This window comes from Streptomyces sp. 4N124, assembly GCF_052245395.1.
GTDB lineage: Bacteria > Actinomycetota > Actinomycetes > Streptomycetales > Streptomycetaceae > Streptomyces.
This window is the reverse complement of record NZ_JBQQBS010000004.1, coordinates 266,754-279,457: the sequence shown is the minus strand read 5'-3', so window position 1 is coordinate 279,457 and position 12,704 is coordinate 266,754. Positions and strand designations below refer to the sequence as shown.

The following is a 12,704-nucleotide window of genomic DNA, read 5'->3' as shown; positions in this document are numbered from 1 at the left end:
CAGCGAGCCCGCGACCACCCAGAGGGAGGCCAGCGGTCCCTTGATGAGGGGCTTGGCGGCCAGACCCACCGCCACGATCGGGATCGTCGCGACGATCACCCACCAGGCGAACTTGTAGTCGTGGTGGTAGCGCTCCTCGCGGTCGGCGAGACCCCGGAACCAGGCGGTCATGATCCGCACGATGTCCTTGAAGAAGTACACGAGCACGGCCGCGATCGCCCCGACCTGGATGACGGCGGAGAACCCCACGACGGCGTCATCGTCCACGGGGATGCCCATGAGTCCCTCGGCGATCTTCAGATGGCCGGTCGAGGAGACGGGCAGAAACTCGGTCACCCCCTCGATGGCTCCGAGGACGACGGCCTGACCGACGTTGATGGCGCTCATGGGATCCACTTCTGGCGAGGTGACCGACAGTGCGGTGACCAGTCTTACCGCGCGCGGGTGTGGTCCCGCGCGTCACACCCACACCGTCTGGGCGATCCACACCCCGGCGAAAGCCGCGCCCAGTCCGACCACCACACTCCCGGCGACATTGGCGGCGGCGTAGAGCCCCGCCCCGGTCTCCGTCAGCCGCAGCGTCTCGTACGAGAAGGTCGAGTACGTGGTGAGGGCCCCGCACAGACCGGTGCCGAGCAGCAGCTGAACGTGGGAACTCGCGGCTCCGGTCACCAGGCCGAGGATCAGACACCCGGCGATGTTCACCGCGAAGGTGCCCCAGGGGAACACCGAGTCGTGCCGGGACTGCACAGCGCGGTCCGTGAGGTAGCGGAGCGGGGCACCCACCATGGCACCCACGACGACCAGCAGCCAGTTCACAACGCCTTCTTACCTTTCGCGTCCGTTTCGCCCGATCCGGGGTCGCGGCCGATGTACCGGATGACCTCGCAGTCGTCGAGGATGACCAGTGCCTCGGTGACGAGTTCGTCCAGCTGCGGCAGAAAGGCGCGGACGCGCTCCTCGGTGTCCACCATCACGATCGCGACGGGCAGGTCCTCGCTCAGGGACAGCAGCCGTGAGGTGTGGATGAGGGACGAGGCACCGAAGCCCTCGATGCCACGGAAGACACTGGCCCCCGCGAGGCCCGCCGCATGCGCGCGGTGCACGATCTCCGTGTAGAGGGGCTTGTGGTGCCAGGTGTCGTTCTCGCCGATGAAGACGGTCACCCGCACTGCCCTGCCGGTCGGCCTCATCATGGCTGCCTCCATCTCAGGACGCGCCGGGTCGCCCTGGCGGCGAGCCACACCGCCGCGAGTGCGGCGAGCAGGGTGGCGGCGAGATAGGCCAGCCCGGTGCCGGGACGACCCGCGTCCACCAGCTTCTGGATGTCCACGGCGTATGTCGAGAAGGTGGTGAAGCCGCCGAGCACGCCGGTGCCGAAGAAAGGGCGCACCAGGCGGTGGGCGGCCCACACGTCGGTGATGACCACCATGAACACTCCGATCACGGCGCAGCCGATCACATTGGTCCAGAAGGTCGCCCAGGGGAATCCGCCCGGCTGCGCCGGCCACCACAGCAAGGCGGCATACCGGGCGACCGCGCCGATGCCCCCGCCGAGCGCGACCACGGCGACGACGGGTGCCTGACCGTGCCGGTCGGCCCGCCGTGAGGTGCGGAGAGGGGTGGTCTCGGGGGCTGCCATGTCGTACGTCTCCTACTCGCCGGAACCCGGGCATGCGGTCGTCGCAAGTAGGGACCGTTGGCGGCACCTGTGCCGCGGTTCGGGTACGGCGGGCCCCACCGCCGGTGCCGCGAGAATCATCGCGGCCGGGGACCAGGTTAACTCCGGCGTTCGCCGGGGTCACTTCGTGACCGGTGCCTCACACACGGCCACGCCCCGCTCCCACACGCTGCCGAGGATCAGGTGGCCGTCCGTCTCACAGACACTGGTGACCATACGGAAGCGGGAGCGGCGATTGGTGAGGTGGTGCCGGACGGTGCCCTCGTCGTCGAGCGCCAGGACGCCGGCCCACGCGGTCGGGCGGTAGGGGGCCCGCACGGCGAGGCGTGCGGCGGCGCGGCGCACGGTGGGGGTGGCGCGGTGGAGCAGGTCCAGCGGGGGGACGCGGGGCCCGGCCAGGGACACCCACAGAGGTCCGTCCGGTCCGGCGCGCCAGAGGTTGTCGGGCATGCCGGGGAGGTTGTCGGCGAAGGGTTCGCAGTGTCCCGCCTTCGGCCCGGTGAGCCAGTAGCGAGTGAGGCGGTAGGCGCCTGTTTCCGCGACGACCAGGAAGGACTCGTCGCCGCTCGCGGCCAGCCCGTTGGCGAACTGGAGGCCTTCCAGGAGCACTTCGGGCGTGTCCGAGCCCGGTGCCAGTCGCAGGAGCCGGCCCGTTCCGGTGTGCTCGACGAGATCGCCGATCCAGTGCTCCAAGGGGTAGCGGCGGCTGGAGACGGTGAAGTAGACGCTGCCGTCGGACAGGGCGATCACGTTGCTGCAGAACCGCAGCCGCTCCCCCGCGACCGAGTCGACGAGGATACGGACGATCCCGTCGGCGAGGCCGACGCGCAGCAGCCCGTGCACGGCGTCGCACACCAACAGGGCGTCGTCCGGGAGGAGTTCGAGGCCGAGCGGCCTGCCTCCGGTCTCGGCGATGACCTCGACGCGCGCGGCGAACGGCTCCGTCAGACGATCGAGGCGCAGGATACGGCCGTCCTCGACGCCGGTCAGCACCCGGCCGCGGGCATCGGCCACCACGTCCTCGGGGCCACGGCCGCCGATCGCGACGTAGTGCCGGGGGACGAGAGCGGTGGGACGGTCCATGCGTTCGTGCCCTTCGCGGTCGGGGGGTGTACGCCGCTACCAGCCCTTCTCGAACATGCGCGCCACCTCGGCGATCCGCACCTCGTCGCGCCGGTAGTAGGTGCGCAGCCGGATCCTCTTGGTACGGAGCAGGCCGATGGCGGTGAGCAGGCCGAGGTGGGTTTCCGCGACCGAGCGGGACACGCCGAGTTTCGCGGCGACGGCGGACGCGGTGACGCCGTCCTCGACGGGGTCGCCGTGCCGCTGCGGCGGGAAGTGCGCGGCCGGGTCCTTGAGCCACTCCAGGATGTCCAGCCGCCGTTCACTGACGGGAGTCCTCAGCATCGCGCCCCCTCCGTCCTGGCCTCCTCGGACCGCGTGTTCCCACTCTTCCGCAGACCAGACCACGCCGTCCGGAACTTCGCCACGTTTGTCCGATATCGAACGCCCGTGCGCTCCACACGCTGTCGCGCGGACACGGCAAGGGCCCGGGCGCACACGGCGGCCGGGCCCCTTTCGTCACGGGCTCAACGGTGGCTGAACCACGCCATCGCCGGGAGCGCCCTGTCGCCGTAGCCGAACAGGGCCTGGTTCTCCCAGCCATTGCCGGAGGCGGCGTCGGTGGGGTCCCACCCGTTGCCGTTCACCGCGGTCCAGGTCGCCTCCCAGTAGAAGACGCCGAGGCCGCGGCCGTTCGGGACGGCTTCCACGATGCTCGCGATGTCCTTCATCCACCGGGACTGCCCGGCGGTCGAGGCCGGGTAGCCGGAGACCAGCTCGCCGGCGAGGTCGATGATGTTCTCGTGCGAGTCCTCGCTGTCGAGACGGAAGGGGTAGGCCGTCTCGGCGACGAAGACCGGCTTGCCGTAGCGGGAGGCCGCGTCGTCCAGGGTCGTCTGGAAGTCGTAGAGCGAGCCGTGCCAGTAGCCGTAGTACGACAGGCCGATCGCGTCGAACTTCACGCCGTTCGAGACCGCGCTGTCGAACCACCAGCGGGTGCCGGACAGGTCGCCGCCCTTGGCGAGGTGCAGGGCGACGGTGGTGGACGCGTTGACGGCCTTGACGGCGTCGTATCCACTGTTGAGCAGCCCGGCGAGCTGCGTCCAGTTGTCCGTGGAACCCTCGGACCACAGCATGCCGCCGTTGATCTCATTGCCCACCTGGACCATGTCGGCGGTGGTGCCCTGCGCCTTCAACGCGTTCAACACGTCGTACGTGTGGTTGTACACGTCGGTCTTGAGTTGGCTGTACGAGTGGCCCGCCCACGCGCTCGGCTTGGACTGGGCGCCCGGGTCGGCCCAGGTGTCCGAGTAGTGGAAGTCGACCAGCAGCTTCATGCCCTGGGCCTTGATGCGCTTGGCCGTCGCCAGCACGCGCGTCTTGTTGTTGTAGCCGTCGGCCGAGTTGACCCAGACCTTCAGGCGCGCGTAGTTCATGCCGTTCGACTTGAGGATGGCGAGGGCGTCGCCGGTCGTGCCGGAGCTGTTCTTGTAGACACCGCCCTTGGCCTCGCTCTTGGCGAGCGAGGAGATGTCGGCACCATGGATCGACGTACCGGACGTGCCCGATGTGAAACTCAGGTCGTCAACGTTGATCCAGTTGCCCGCGTTCGCGTCACTGTTGATGCTGACGGTGCACTGGTTGTTCGTCACATTGATCGGCACGACGATCCGGATCCACCCACTGGCGGACACCGGAAGGTCGGTGCGCTGCTCCGAACTCCCGCAGTTCTTCAGGGCTATGTACGCGGAGTTCTGCCCGCCGCCCGAACGGACCCAGGCGGTCAGCTTGTAGGTGCCGTTGGTCAGCCCCGACAGGTACTGGTACGTCTCCACCTTGTAGGCGGCGGACGAGTAGTGGCTCAGCCGGTAACTCCCGCTGCGGCCCCCGGCCTCGACGTACGAGGCGCCGGTCGAACCGTACTCCGACCAGCCGGCGGGCGTGGCGACTCCCCCACCGTCCGATTCGAACCCGGTGTTGGTGAGGGTGCTCGCCGCCTGGGCGGTCTGCGCGGGCAGGGCGGTGAGGGCGAGGCCCGCCGCGAGCGGCAGCAGCAGGACTCTCAGCGTGCGTCTGGGATGGAACATCGTCGTCCGTCGTCCCTTCGACATGAATGGGAATGGGGGTGCCCCTCGCCGAGGAGGTGAGGGGTCCCCTCCGCCCGCGGCTCGTGGCACGCGCGGGCGGAGGGGAGTCGGCTCAGCCGTCGAGTCGTACGACCCGCACGGCTCCCGCGGGGACCGCGAGGCGGCCCGCGGCGCGTTCGCCCGTCAGCAGCTCGGTGCCGTGTGCCTCCAGCGGCACCTTGGCGTCGGACGGGCTGTGGTTGATGGCGAACAGAAAGGTGCCCGACTCGCCCGTGCGGCGCACCACTTCGACGTCGTGCGGCAGGTCGGCGCGCGGCGCGATCCGGGCGTCCTCGGTCGCCCAGCCGAGCAGGGCGTCCAGGCCGTGCGCGTCCAGGCGGGTCGACACGTACCAGGCCGTGCCCTCGCCGAGGCGGTGCCGGGTGACGGCCGGGTGGCCGACGGTGAGGCCGTCGGCGTACGTCCACACGGTCTCGGCGTTGCCCGGCACCACGAACTCGGTCCACACGTCACCGGTGAGTTCGGAGCCGTCCGGGCCGGTGATACGGACGGTGTCGCCCTGGAGAAGCGGCGAGAACTCCTCGACGGTCAGGCCGAGGACATCCCTGAGCGGGCCCGGATAGCCCCCCTCGTGCACGGCGTCGTGCTCGTCGACGATGCCGGAGAAGTACGACACGACGAGCGTGCCGCCGTTCTCGACGTACGCGCGCACATTGGCCCCGGCCGCCTCCGTCATCAGGTACAGGGCGGGCACGACGACAAGGGGATACCTCGACAAGTCGGCTTCCGGGTGGGCGAAATCGACCGTGAGGTGGCGGTCGTACAGGGCCTCGTAGAAGGAGTCGGCGCGTTCGCGCGCGTCGTGGTCCTCGGTGGGGCGCCACTGGAGGTTCTGCGCCCACCAGGAGTGCCAGTCCCACAGGACGGCGACATCGGCCTCGGTGCGGCTTCCGCGCAGGGGGCTCAACGAGTCGATGGAGGCGCCGAGTTCAACGACCTCGCGCCAGACGCGGGTCTCGGTGCCGCCGTGCGGGAGCATCGCCGAGTGGAACTTCTCGGCGCCGCGCCGGGACTGCCGCCACTGGAAGAACAGGGCGCCGTCGGAGCCGCGGGCGACGTGCGCGAGAGAGTTGCGAGCCATTTCGCCGGGGGCCTTCGCGGGGTTGCGGGGCTGCCAGTTGATGCCCGATGTGGAGTGCTCCAGGAGCAGCCAGGGGGAGCCGGAGGCGACGGAGCGGGTGAGGTCGGCGGCCATCGCGAGGTTGACGTGGGTGCGGCGGCCGTCGGTGATCAGATAGTGGTCGTTGGTGACGATGTCGACCTCACGGCCCCAGGCCCAGTAGTCGACGGAGTCGCACTGGCTGAGCGCGGTCATGAAGTTCGTCGTGACCGGGACGCCGGGTGACAGCCGGTGCAGGATGTCCCGCTCCGCCACGAAGTTCTCGCGCATGGTGGCGTCGGCGAACCGCTTGTAGTCCAGCGCTTGGGCCGGGTTGCCGACCGTGGGCGCGAGCCGCGGCGGGTTGATCTGCTCGAAGTCCGCGTAGCGCTGGCCCCAGAAGGCCGTTCCCCAGGCTTCGTTGACTCCGTCGACCGTCTGGTACGTCGTCGCCAGCCAGCGGCGGAAGTGGGCGGCGCAGGAGTCGCAGTAGCAGGCCGAGACCGGGACGCCGTACTCGTTGTGCACGTGCCACATCGCCAGCGCGGGGTGGTCGCCGTAGCGTTCGGCGAGCTGTGTGGTGATGTTGGCGGCGGCGGCGCGGTAGTCGGCGTTGCTGTGACAGATGGCCGCGCGGGAGCCGAACTCGTAGCGCACACCCTCCGCGGTGACCGGCAGGGCGTCGGGGTGGGCCCGGTAGAACCAGGCGGGCGGGGCCACGGTGGGTGTGCCCAGGTCGGCGCGGATGCCGTTCTCGCGCAGCAGGTCGAGCAGGCGGTCGAGCCAGCCGAAGTCGTACTCCCCGGGCGATGGCTCCAGGAGCGCCCAGGAGAAGATCCCGACGCTCACCATGGTGACGCCGGCCTCCCGCATCAGCCGGACGTCCTCGTGCCAGACGCTTTCCGGCCACTGCTCGGGGTTGTAGTCCCCACCGAAGGCGAGCCTGGTGAGGCCCCTGGGGGTGGTCTCCGGCATGGATCTCTCCCGTTTGGTCGATCATTTGGGAACGTGCACACACATCCTGAGCGGTGCGAGCCCAACATAACCGCACAGCAACAACCATTGACAAGTGTCCGGGATGTTTCTCTACTGTGAACGCTCACAGAAGCATGGCAGGTCCTCGCGACGGGCGAGGACCCTGGTCAGGGGAGAGATCCATGCCCAACACGAAGCGCCGGCGGCTCTTTGTCAGAAGTGCAGCCACCACCGTGGCCGTCGCCCTCGGCGCGACCGCCCTCGCCGCCTGCGGCTCGTCCGACGACGACAGCGAGACCGAATCGGGGCCGGTCTCGCTGACGTACTGGACCTGGACGCCCGGCATGGACAAGGTCGTCGACCTGTGGAACAAGGGCCAGGGCAAGAAGGACCAGATCACCGTCACGGTGAAGAAGCAGGCGTCCGGCGACACACTGGTCACCAAGATCCTCACCGCACACAAGGCGGGCAAGGCGCCCGACCTGGTGCAGGCCGAGTACCAGGCGCTGCCGACGCTGGTCAGCAATGACGCGCTCGCCGACATAGCGGGTGAAGTCGGCGCCGCGAAGGGCAAGTTCGCCGAGGGTGTCTGGCAGCAGACCACGCTGGGCACGGACGCGGTCTACGCGGTCCCGCAGGACATCGGGCCGATGATGTTCTACTACCGCGAGGACCTCTTCAAGAAGTACGGCCTGACGGTTCCGACCACCTGGGACGAGTTCGCCGAGACGGCCCGCGCGCTGAAGAAGAAGTCCCCGGACACCGACCTCACCACCTTCTCCGCCAACGACTCCGGCCTCTTCGCGGGCCTCGCCCAGCAGGCCGGCGCCAAGTGGTGGACCACCGAGGGCGAGAAGTGGAAGGTCGGCATCGACGACGCGGCGACGCAGAAGGTCGCCAAGTTCTGGGGTGACCTCGTCAAGGAGGGCGCCATCGACAACCAGCCCATGTACACCCCGGCCTGGAACAAGGCGCTGAACACCGGCAAGCAGATCGCCTGGGTCTCCGCGGTGTGGGCGCCGGGCACACTGACCACGGCCGCTCCCGACACCAAGGGCAAGTGGGCCATGGCCCCGCTCCCCCAGTGGTCCGCGAGTGAGAACGTCACCGGCAGCTGGGGCGGCTCCTCCACCGGTGTCACCACGGACTCCCAGCACAAGGAGGCCGCCGCGAAGTTCGCCGCCTGGCTCAACACCGACGGCGAAGCTCTCAACGCCCTGGCGAAGGAGGGCGGCATCTACCCCGCCTCCACGTCCGCCCAGCTCAGCGGCGCCTTCCAGACCCCGCCGGACTACTTCTCCAACCAGGCGGACTTCTACACCCAGGCCGCCAAGATCGCGGAGACCACCGCGCCGTCCGCGTGGGGCCCCAACGTCAACGTCGCCTACACGACCTTCAAGGACGCGTTCGGCGCCGCCGCCAAGAACAAGTCGGACTTCACCGCCGCCCTGAAGACGATGCAGGACGACACGGTCGCCGACATGAAGAAGCAGGGCTTCGGAGTCTCCGAGTGACCAGCGCACGCCGGAAGTCGTACGGGGTCAAGGGGGCCCCGTACGCTTTCCTCCTCCCCGCGGTCGTCCTGTTCCTCCTGTTCTTCGCGCTGCCCATCGGCTACGCGCTCTGGCTCAGCTTCCGCAAGGTGAAGGTCTCGGGCCTCGGTCTGGGCTCCGGCGCCCGTACAGAGGTCTGGGCCGGTCTGGAGAACTACACCGACGCCCTCACCGACAGCGAACTCGTGGACGGCGCGCTGCGTGTGCTGGGCTACGGCTGCATCGTCGTCCCGGTGATGCTGGGCCTCGCCCTGCTGTTCGCGCTGATGCTGGACTCCGACAAGGTGCGGCTCGCCCCGTTCACCCGGCTCGCGATCTTCCTGCCGTACGCCATTCCCGGCGTGGTGGCGGCACTGCTGTGGGGCTTCCTCTACCTGCCGGACGTCAGCCCCTTCTACTTCGTGCTCGACAAGCTGGGTCTGCCGCAACCGGATCTGCTGGACGGCGGTCCGCTGTATCTCGCCCTGTCGAACATCGCGGTCTGGGGCGGCACCGGCTTCAACATGATCGTCATCTACACCTCGCTGCAGGCCATCCCGGTCGAGGTGTACGAGGCGGCGAAGCTGGACGGCGCCACGCCGCTGCAGATCGCACTGAGGATCAAGATCCCGATGGTGGCGCCCTCGCTGGTGCTCACCTTCTTCTTCTCGATCATCGCGACGCTCCAGGTGTTCAACGAACCGACCACCCTCAAGCCCCTCACCAACTCCGTGTCCACGACCTGGAGTCCGCTGATGAAGGTGTACCAGGACGCCTTCGGCAAGGGCGACATCTACGCGGCCGCCGCCCAGGCCGTGATCATCGCCCTCGTCACCCTCGTCCTGTCCTTCGGCTTCCTGCGGACCGCGAACCGTCGTACCAAGCAGGAGGCAGCACGATGAGTTCTCTTGCCGTCCGCAAGGCCTCGCCGGCCGCGGGCACCACGCCCGGCACCGCCCAGGGCCCGCCGTTGCGCCGCCGTATCGCGCTCGTGCCGACGATCACGCTGCTGATCGGCGCGCTCTACTGTCTGCTGCCCGTGGCGTGGGTGGTGATCGCGGCCACCAAGTCCGGCGGCGAGTTGTTCTCCACGTTCACGTTCCTGCCGGGCAGCGGCTTCGCCGACAACATCAAGGACCTCAACGCCTACCGCGACGGCGTGTACTGGAAATGGATGGGCAACTCCGCCATGTACGCGGGCCTCGGCGCCCTCCTGTCGACGGTCGTGTCGGCGTTCAGCGGCTACGCGCTGGCGATCTACCGCTTCCGCGGCCGGGAGACGGTCTTCAACGTGCTGCTCGCGGGCGTGCTGATGCCGCCGGTGATCCTCGCCATCCCGCAGTACCTGCTGCTGGCGAAGGCCGACCTCACGGACTCGTACCTGTCCGTGCTGCTGCCGCTGATCCTGTCGCCGTACGGCGTCTACCTGGCCCGGATCTACGCCACCGCCGCCGTGCCGACCGATGTGGTCGAGGCCGGGCGGATGGACGGGGCGGGCGAGTGGCGGATCTTCACCCGGGTCGCGCTGCCGATGATGGTCCCGGGACTGGTGACGGTGTTCCTGTTCCAGTTCGTGGCCGTGTGGAACAACTTCCTGCTGCCGTTCATCATGCTCAGTGACGACGAGAAGTTCCCGATCACGCTCGGTCTGTACACGCTCCTGGAGCAGGGCGCGAACACCCCGGCGCTGTACACCCTGGTGATCACCGGCGCCCTTCTCGCCGTCATCCCGCTGGTCGCGCTCTTCCTGGTCATCCAGCGGTTCTGGAGTCTCGATCTCCTCTCCGGAGCCGTAAAGTCATGACCATGAGCAATACGGGGGGCCGGCGCAAACCGCCGACGATCCATGACGTGGCACGCGAGGCAGGGGTCTCCCGGGGCACCGTCTCGCGGGTGCTCAACGGCGGGCACTACGTCAGCCCCACCGCCCAGGAGGCGGTCAACGCCGCGATCCGCAAGACGGGTTACGTCGTCAACCGGCACGCCCGTTCGCTGATCACAGGGCGTTCGGACTCGATCGGCTTTCTGCTGACGGAGCCGCAGGAGAAGCTCTTCGAGGACCCGAACTTCAATGTCCTGCTGCGGTGTTGCACCCAGGCGCTGGCCTCGCACGACATCCCGCTGCTGCTGATGCTGGCCGGCACAGAGGACGAGCGGCGCCGGATCACGCGGTACATCACGGCCGGTCACGTCGACGGCGTGCTGGTGGTGTCCAGTCACTCCGCCGACCCGGTCGCCGAGGAACTACGCCAGGCGGGGGTGCCCCTCGTCCAGTGCGGCAAGCCCATGGGGCGCGGCTCCAAGGTGAGTTATGTGGCCGCCGACGACCGGGACGGCGCCCGGGACATGGTGCGCCATCTGCTGTCGCTGGGCCGCCGCCGCATCGGTGTCGTGACCGGTCCGCTGGACAGCCCGGGCGGTGTCGATCGCCTAGCCGGGTACAAGGAGGTGCTCACCGAGTCGGGCGTCGAGATCGACGAGCGCCTCATCGTCTCCGGCGACTACAGCCGGGCCAGCGGCGAGGCCGGCGCCGAACGGCTGCTGGCGCAGGCCCCGGACATGGACGCCGTGTTCGTGGCCTCCGACCTGATGGCGCAGGGCGCCCTGACGGCACTGCGCCGGGCGGGCCGCCGGGTTCCCGAGGACGTGTCCGTCGGCGGCTTCGACGACTCCACCGCCGCGACGGAGTCCACCCCCGCCCTCACCACGATCCGCCAGCCCTACGACCGGATCAGCAACGAGATGGTCCGTGTGCTGCTCGCCCAGATCGGGGGCGAGGACCCGGCGGCGGTGATCCTGCCGACGGAGCTGGTGAAGCGGGGGTCCACGTGACGGCGGAGCGGAGCAACCGGTCAGGATCCAAGAAGCCACCCGCCGCTCCCCCGTCCTAGCGTGAAATCAGCGCCGCAACCCGTCGGCGCGAACCCGGCGCGAATCGTCGGGGCACGCTTCACGGAGGAGTCCGTCATGACCGCCGGTGTGAACACGATCATCTACCCCGTCAAGGACATCACCCGGGCGAAAGCCCTGTTCAGCGCCCTGCTGGAGGTGGAGCCGTACGCCGACGAGCCCTACTACGTCGGCTTCAAGGCCGCCGGCCAGGACGTCGGCCTCGACCCGAACGGGCACGCCAAGGGCATGACCGGACCGGTGCCCTACTGGACCGTGACCGACATCCGCTCCCGTCTCGCGGCCCTGCTCGACGCCGGTGCGGAGCTGCTCCAGGACGTCAAGGACGTCGGCGGCGGGCGGCTCATCGCCTTCGTGAAGGACGCGGACGGGAACCTGGTCGGGCTCCTTCAGGATCCTGCCTGAGCCGGCTTCGAGTGCCGTTCAAGTGTTGATGCATGTGCATTAACATTGGGTGTATGGCAGTCGACACGGCCGAGGCCCGGCTCGAGGAACGCTGGCGGGACATCCTGTCGGTGCACGCGCGCACGATGTGCGAGATCGACCGGGTGCTGCACCCGCACGGGCTGGGGGCGAGCGATTTCGAGGTCCTCGACATCCTCGCCTCCGCCTCGCCCGAGGAGGGCGACCAGTGCCGGGTGCAGAACCTCGTCGGCCGGGTCCATCTCAGCCAGAGCGCACTGTCCCGGCTCATCGGCCGACTGGAGAAGGACGGCCTGGTGGAGCGCTCGGTCTGCATGGAGGACCGGCGCGGCGTATGGGTCACCCTGACCGCCAAGGGCCGCGACCTGCACGCGGGGGTGCTACCGCTGCAGCGGGCGGTGCTGGCCCGCATGCTGGGCGGCTGAGGCGCGGGCCGGTCGCCCCGCTCACCCGCGCGGGCGGGCCAGCAGGGTGCGGACTCCCTCCGAGGTGAGTGTCAGCGGATGCCGGGAGGCCCCGTCGATGGTGAGGGCCAGATCGTCGGTGGGCCACTGTGCGGCGAGGGCACCCAGCGGTACCAGCCGGTAGCGGGAGACGAAGGGCAGCAGACCGGCCAGCTCCGGTTCCGAGGTGAACACGGGCACGGTCGGTTCGCCTCCCGGGTGCTCGATGACCGGCAGCGCCACGGCGCCGGGATCGGTGGCGTCCTCGTCGCTGACGTCGTCGGGCACGGGCACGAGCACCTCGCTGCTCGCGAGCGCGTCCAGCGCCGCCGTGTCCTCGGTGTTCTGGGCCAGCACGTCCAGCGCGCGCTGGGCCGCGGTGGCGGTGGTGCGGGGTGTCTCCATGGCAGCTTCCCTGGTAGCGGCGGTCGT

15 protein-coding genes are annotated in these 12,704 nt (G+C 69.2%); 6 read left to right on the top strand and 9 right to left on the bottom strand.

Annotated features, from left to right (window positions below; translation table 11 throughout):
- The 8 genes from ACTWQO_RS06380 to ACTWQO_RS06345 all read right to left on the bottom strand — a co-directional run.
- Nucleotides 1-387, bottom strand: a 387-nt coding sequence (locus ACTWQO_RS06380; protein WP_443236229.1) for an undecaprenyl-diphosphate phosphatase, incomplete at its 3' end; no start/stop codon positions are given.
- Nucleotides 388-459: 72 nt separating this feature from the next.
- Nucleotides 460-819 carry a fluoride efflux transporter CrcB gene (gene crcB / locus ACTWQO_RS06375; protein ID WP_443236228.1) on the bottom strand — a complete coding sequence of 120 codons (360 nt, stop codon included), beginning with the start codon at nucleotides 817-819 and terminating at the stop codon, nucleotides 460-462.
- Nucleotides 816-1,196, bottom strand: a complete 381-nt coding sequence (locus ACTWQO_RS06370) for a DUF190 domain-containing protein (protein ID WP_443236227.1) — start codon at nucleotides 1,194-1,196, stop codon at nucleotides 816-818. Before ACTWQO_RS06370 ends, crcB (ACTWQO_RS06375) begins: the two co-directional genes overlap by 4 nt.
- Nucleotides 1,193-1,642: a fluoride efflux transporter CrcB gene (gene crcB / locus ACTWQO_RS06365; RefSeq protein WP_443236226.1), complete on the bottom strand. Its 450-nt coding sequence runs from the start codon at nucleotides 1,640-1,642 to the stop codon at nucleotides 1,193-1,195. Before crcB (ACTWQO_RS06365) ends, ACTWQO_RS06370 begins: the two co-directional genes overlap by 4 nt.
- A gap of 159 nt (nucleotides 1,643-1,801) precedes the next feature.
- The gene (locus ACTWQO_RS06360) at nucleotides 1,802-2,764 is read right to left on the bottom strand and encodes an SMP-30/gluconolactonase/LRE family protein (protein ID WP_443236225.1); all 963 of its coding nucleotides are present in this window, start codon (nucleotides 2,762-2,764) and stop codon (nucleotides 1,802-1,804) included.
- 36 nt (nucleotides 2,765-2,800) lie between these two features.
- Nucleotides 2,801-3,088 (bottom strand): ArsR/SmtB family transcription factor, encoded by a 288-nt coding sequence (locus ACTWQO_RS06355; RefSeq protein WP_443236224.1) that lies wholly within the window; start codon nucleotides 3,086-3,088, stop codon nucleotides 2,801-2,803.
- Between the two features lie 182 nt (nucleotides 3,089-3,270).
- Entirely contained in the window at nucleotides 3,271-4,830 is a 1,560-nt protein-coding gene (locus tag ACTWQO_RS06350) for a glycoside hydrolase family 53 protein (RefSeq protein ID WP_443236223.1), read from the bottom strand.
- 112 nt (nucleotides 4,831-4,942) lie between these two features.
- On the bottom strand, nucleotides 4,943-6,964 hold the full coding sequence (locus ACTWQO_RS06345; RefSeq protein WP_443236222.1) for a beta-galactosidase: 2,022 nt from the start codon (nucleotides 6,962-6,964) through the stop codon (nucleotides 4,943-4,945).
- Between the two features lie 182 nt (nucleotides 6,965-7,146).
- Between ACTWQO_RS06345 and ACTWQO_RS06340 the strand changes: the two genes are divergently transcribed.
- The 6 genes from ACTWQO_RS06340 to ACTWQO_RS06315 all read left to right on the top strand — a co-directional run bounded on the left by ACTWQO_RS06340 (nucleotide 7,147) and on the right by ACTWQO_RS06315 (nucleotide 12,254).
- Nucleotides 7,147-8,478 (top strand): ABC transporter substrate-binding protein, encoded by a 1,332-nt coding sequence (locus ACTWQO_RS06340; RefSeq protein WP_443236221.1) that lies wholly within the window; start codon nucleotides 7,147-7,149, stop codon nucleotides 8,476-8,478.
- Nucleotides 8,475-9,398: a carbohydrate ABC transporter permease gene (locus ACTWQO_RS06335; RefSeq protein WP_443236220.1), complete on the top strand. Its 924-nt coding sequence runs from the start codon at nucleotides 8,475-8,477 to the stop codon at nucleotides 9,396-9,398. The genes ACTWQO_RS06340 and ACTWQO_RS06335 overlap by 4 nt, the downstream gene beginning before the upstream one ends.
- The gene (locus ACTWQO_RS06330) at nucleotides 9,395-10,300 is read left to right on the top strand and encodes a carbohydrate ABC transporter permease (RefSeq protein ID WP_443236219.1); all 906 of its coding nucleotides are present in this window, start codon (nucleotides 9,395-9,397) and stop codon (nucleotides 10,298-10,300) included. Before ACTWQO_RS06335 ends, ACTWQO_RS06330 begins: the two co-directional genes overlap by 4 nt.
- Complete coding sequence (locus tag ACTWQO_RS06325; RefSeq protein ID WP_443236218.1) at nucleotides 10,297-11,328, top strand: LacI family DNA-binding transcriptional regulator; 1,032 nt, start codon at nucleotides 10,297-10,299, stop codon at nucleotides 11,326-11,328. The genes ACTWQO_RS06330 and ACTWQO_RS06325 overlap by 4 nt, the downstream gene beginning before the upstream one ends.
- Nucleotides 11,329-11,463: 135 nt before the next feature.
- Nucleotides 11,464-11,811, top strand: a complete 348-nt coding sequence (locus ACTWQO_RS06320) for a VOC family protein (RefSeq protein ID WP_443236217.1) — start codon at nucleotides 11,464-11,466, stop codon at nucleotides 11,809-11,811.
- Between the two features lie 53 nt (nucleotides 11,812-11,864).
- Nucleotides 11,865-12,254, top strand: coding sequence for a MarR family winged helix-turn-helix transcriptional regulator (locus tag ACTWQO_RS06315; RefSeq protein ID WP_443236216.1), 390 nt, complete (start codon nucleotides 11,865-11,867; stop codon nucleotides 12,252-12,254).
- Nucleotides 12,255-12,275: 21 nt separating this feature from the next.
- Here ACTWQO_RS06315 and ACTWQO_RS06310 read toward each other — a convergent pair whose 3' ends face one another.
- The gene (locus ACTWQO_RS06310) at nucleotides 12,276-12,677 is read right to left on the bottom strand and encodes an SseB family protein (RefSeq protein WP_443236215.1); all 402 of its coding nucleotides are present in this window, start codon (nucleotides 12,675-12,677) and stop codon (nucleotides 12,276-12,278) included.
- Nucleotides 12,678-12,704: the final 27 nt, after the last annotated feature.

Bases quoted from the DNA above. Each gene is read 5' to 3' on its own strand.
- ACTWQO_RS06310 (WP_443236215.1), bottom strand. From the start codon at position 12,677: ATGGAGACACCCCGCACCACCGCCACCGCGGCCCAGCGCGCGCTGGAC.
- ACTWQO_RS06370 (WP_443236227.1), bottom strand. From the start codon at position 1,196: ATGATGAGGCCGACCGGCAGGGCAGTGCGGGTGACCGTCTTCATCGGC.
- ACTWQO_RS06315 (WP_443236216.1), top strand. From the start codon at position 11,865: ATGGCAGTCGACACGGCCGAGGCCCGGCTCGAGGAACGCTGGCGGGAC.
- ACTWQO_RS06360 (WP_443236225.1), bottom strand. From the start codon at position 2,764: ATGGACCGTCCCACCGCTCTCGTCCCCCGGCACTACGTCGCGATCGGC.
- ACTWQO_RS06325 (WP_443236218.1), top strand. From the start codon at position 10,297: ATGACCATGAGCAATACGGGGGGCCGGCGCAAACCGCCGACGATCCAT.
- ACTWQO_RS06320 (WP_443236217.1), top strand. From the start codon at position 11,464: ATGACCGCCGGTGTGAACACGATCATCTACCCCGTCAAGGACATCACC.
- ACTWQO_RS06340 (WP_443236221.1), top strand. From the start codon at position 7,147: ATGCCCAACACGAAGCGCCGGCGGCTCTTTGTCAGAAGTGCAGCCACC.
- ACTWQO_RS06345 (WP_443236222.1), bottom strand. From the start codon at position 6,964: ATGCCGGAGACCACCCCCAGGGGCCTCACCAGGCTCGCCTTCGGTGGG.
- crcB (WP_443236226.1), bottom strand. From the start codon at position 1,642: ATGGCAGCCCCCGAGACCACCCCTCTCCGCACCTCACGGCGGGCCGAC.
- ACTWQO_RS06330 (WP_443236219.1), top strand. From the start codon at position 9,395: ATGAGTTCTCTTGCCGTCCGCAAGGCCTCGCCGGCCGCGGGCACCACG.
- ACTWQO_RS06350 (WP_443236223.1), bottom strand. From the start codon at position 4,830: ATGTTCCATCCCAGACGCACGCTGAGAGTCCTGCTGCTGCCGCTCGCG.
- ACTWQO_RS06355 (WP_443236224.1), bottom strand. From the start codon at position 3,088: ATGCTGAGGACTCCCGTCAGTGAACGGCGGCTGGACATCCTGGAGTGG.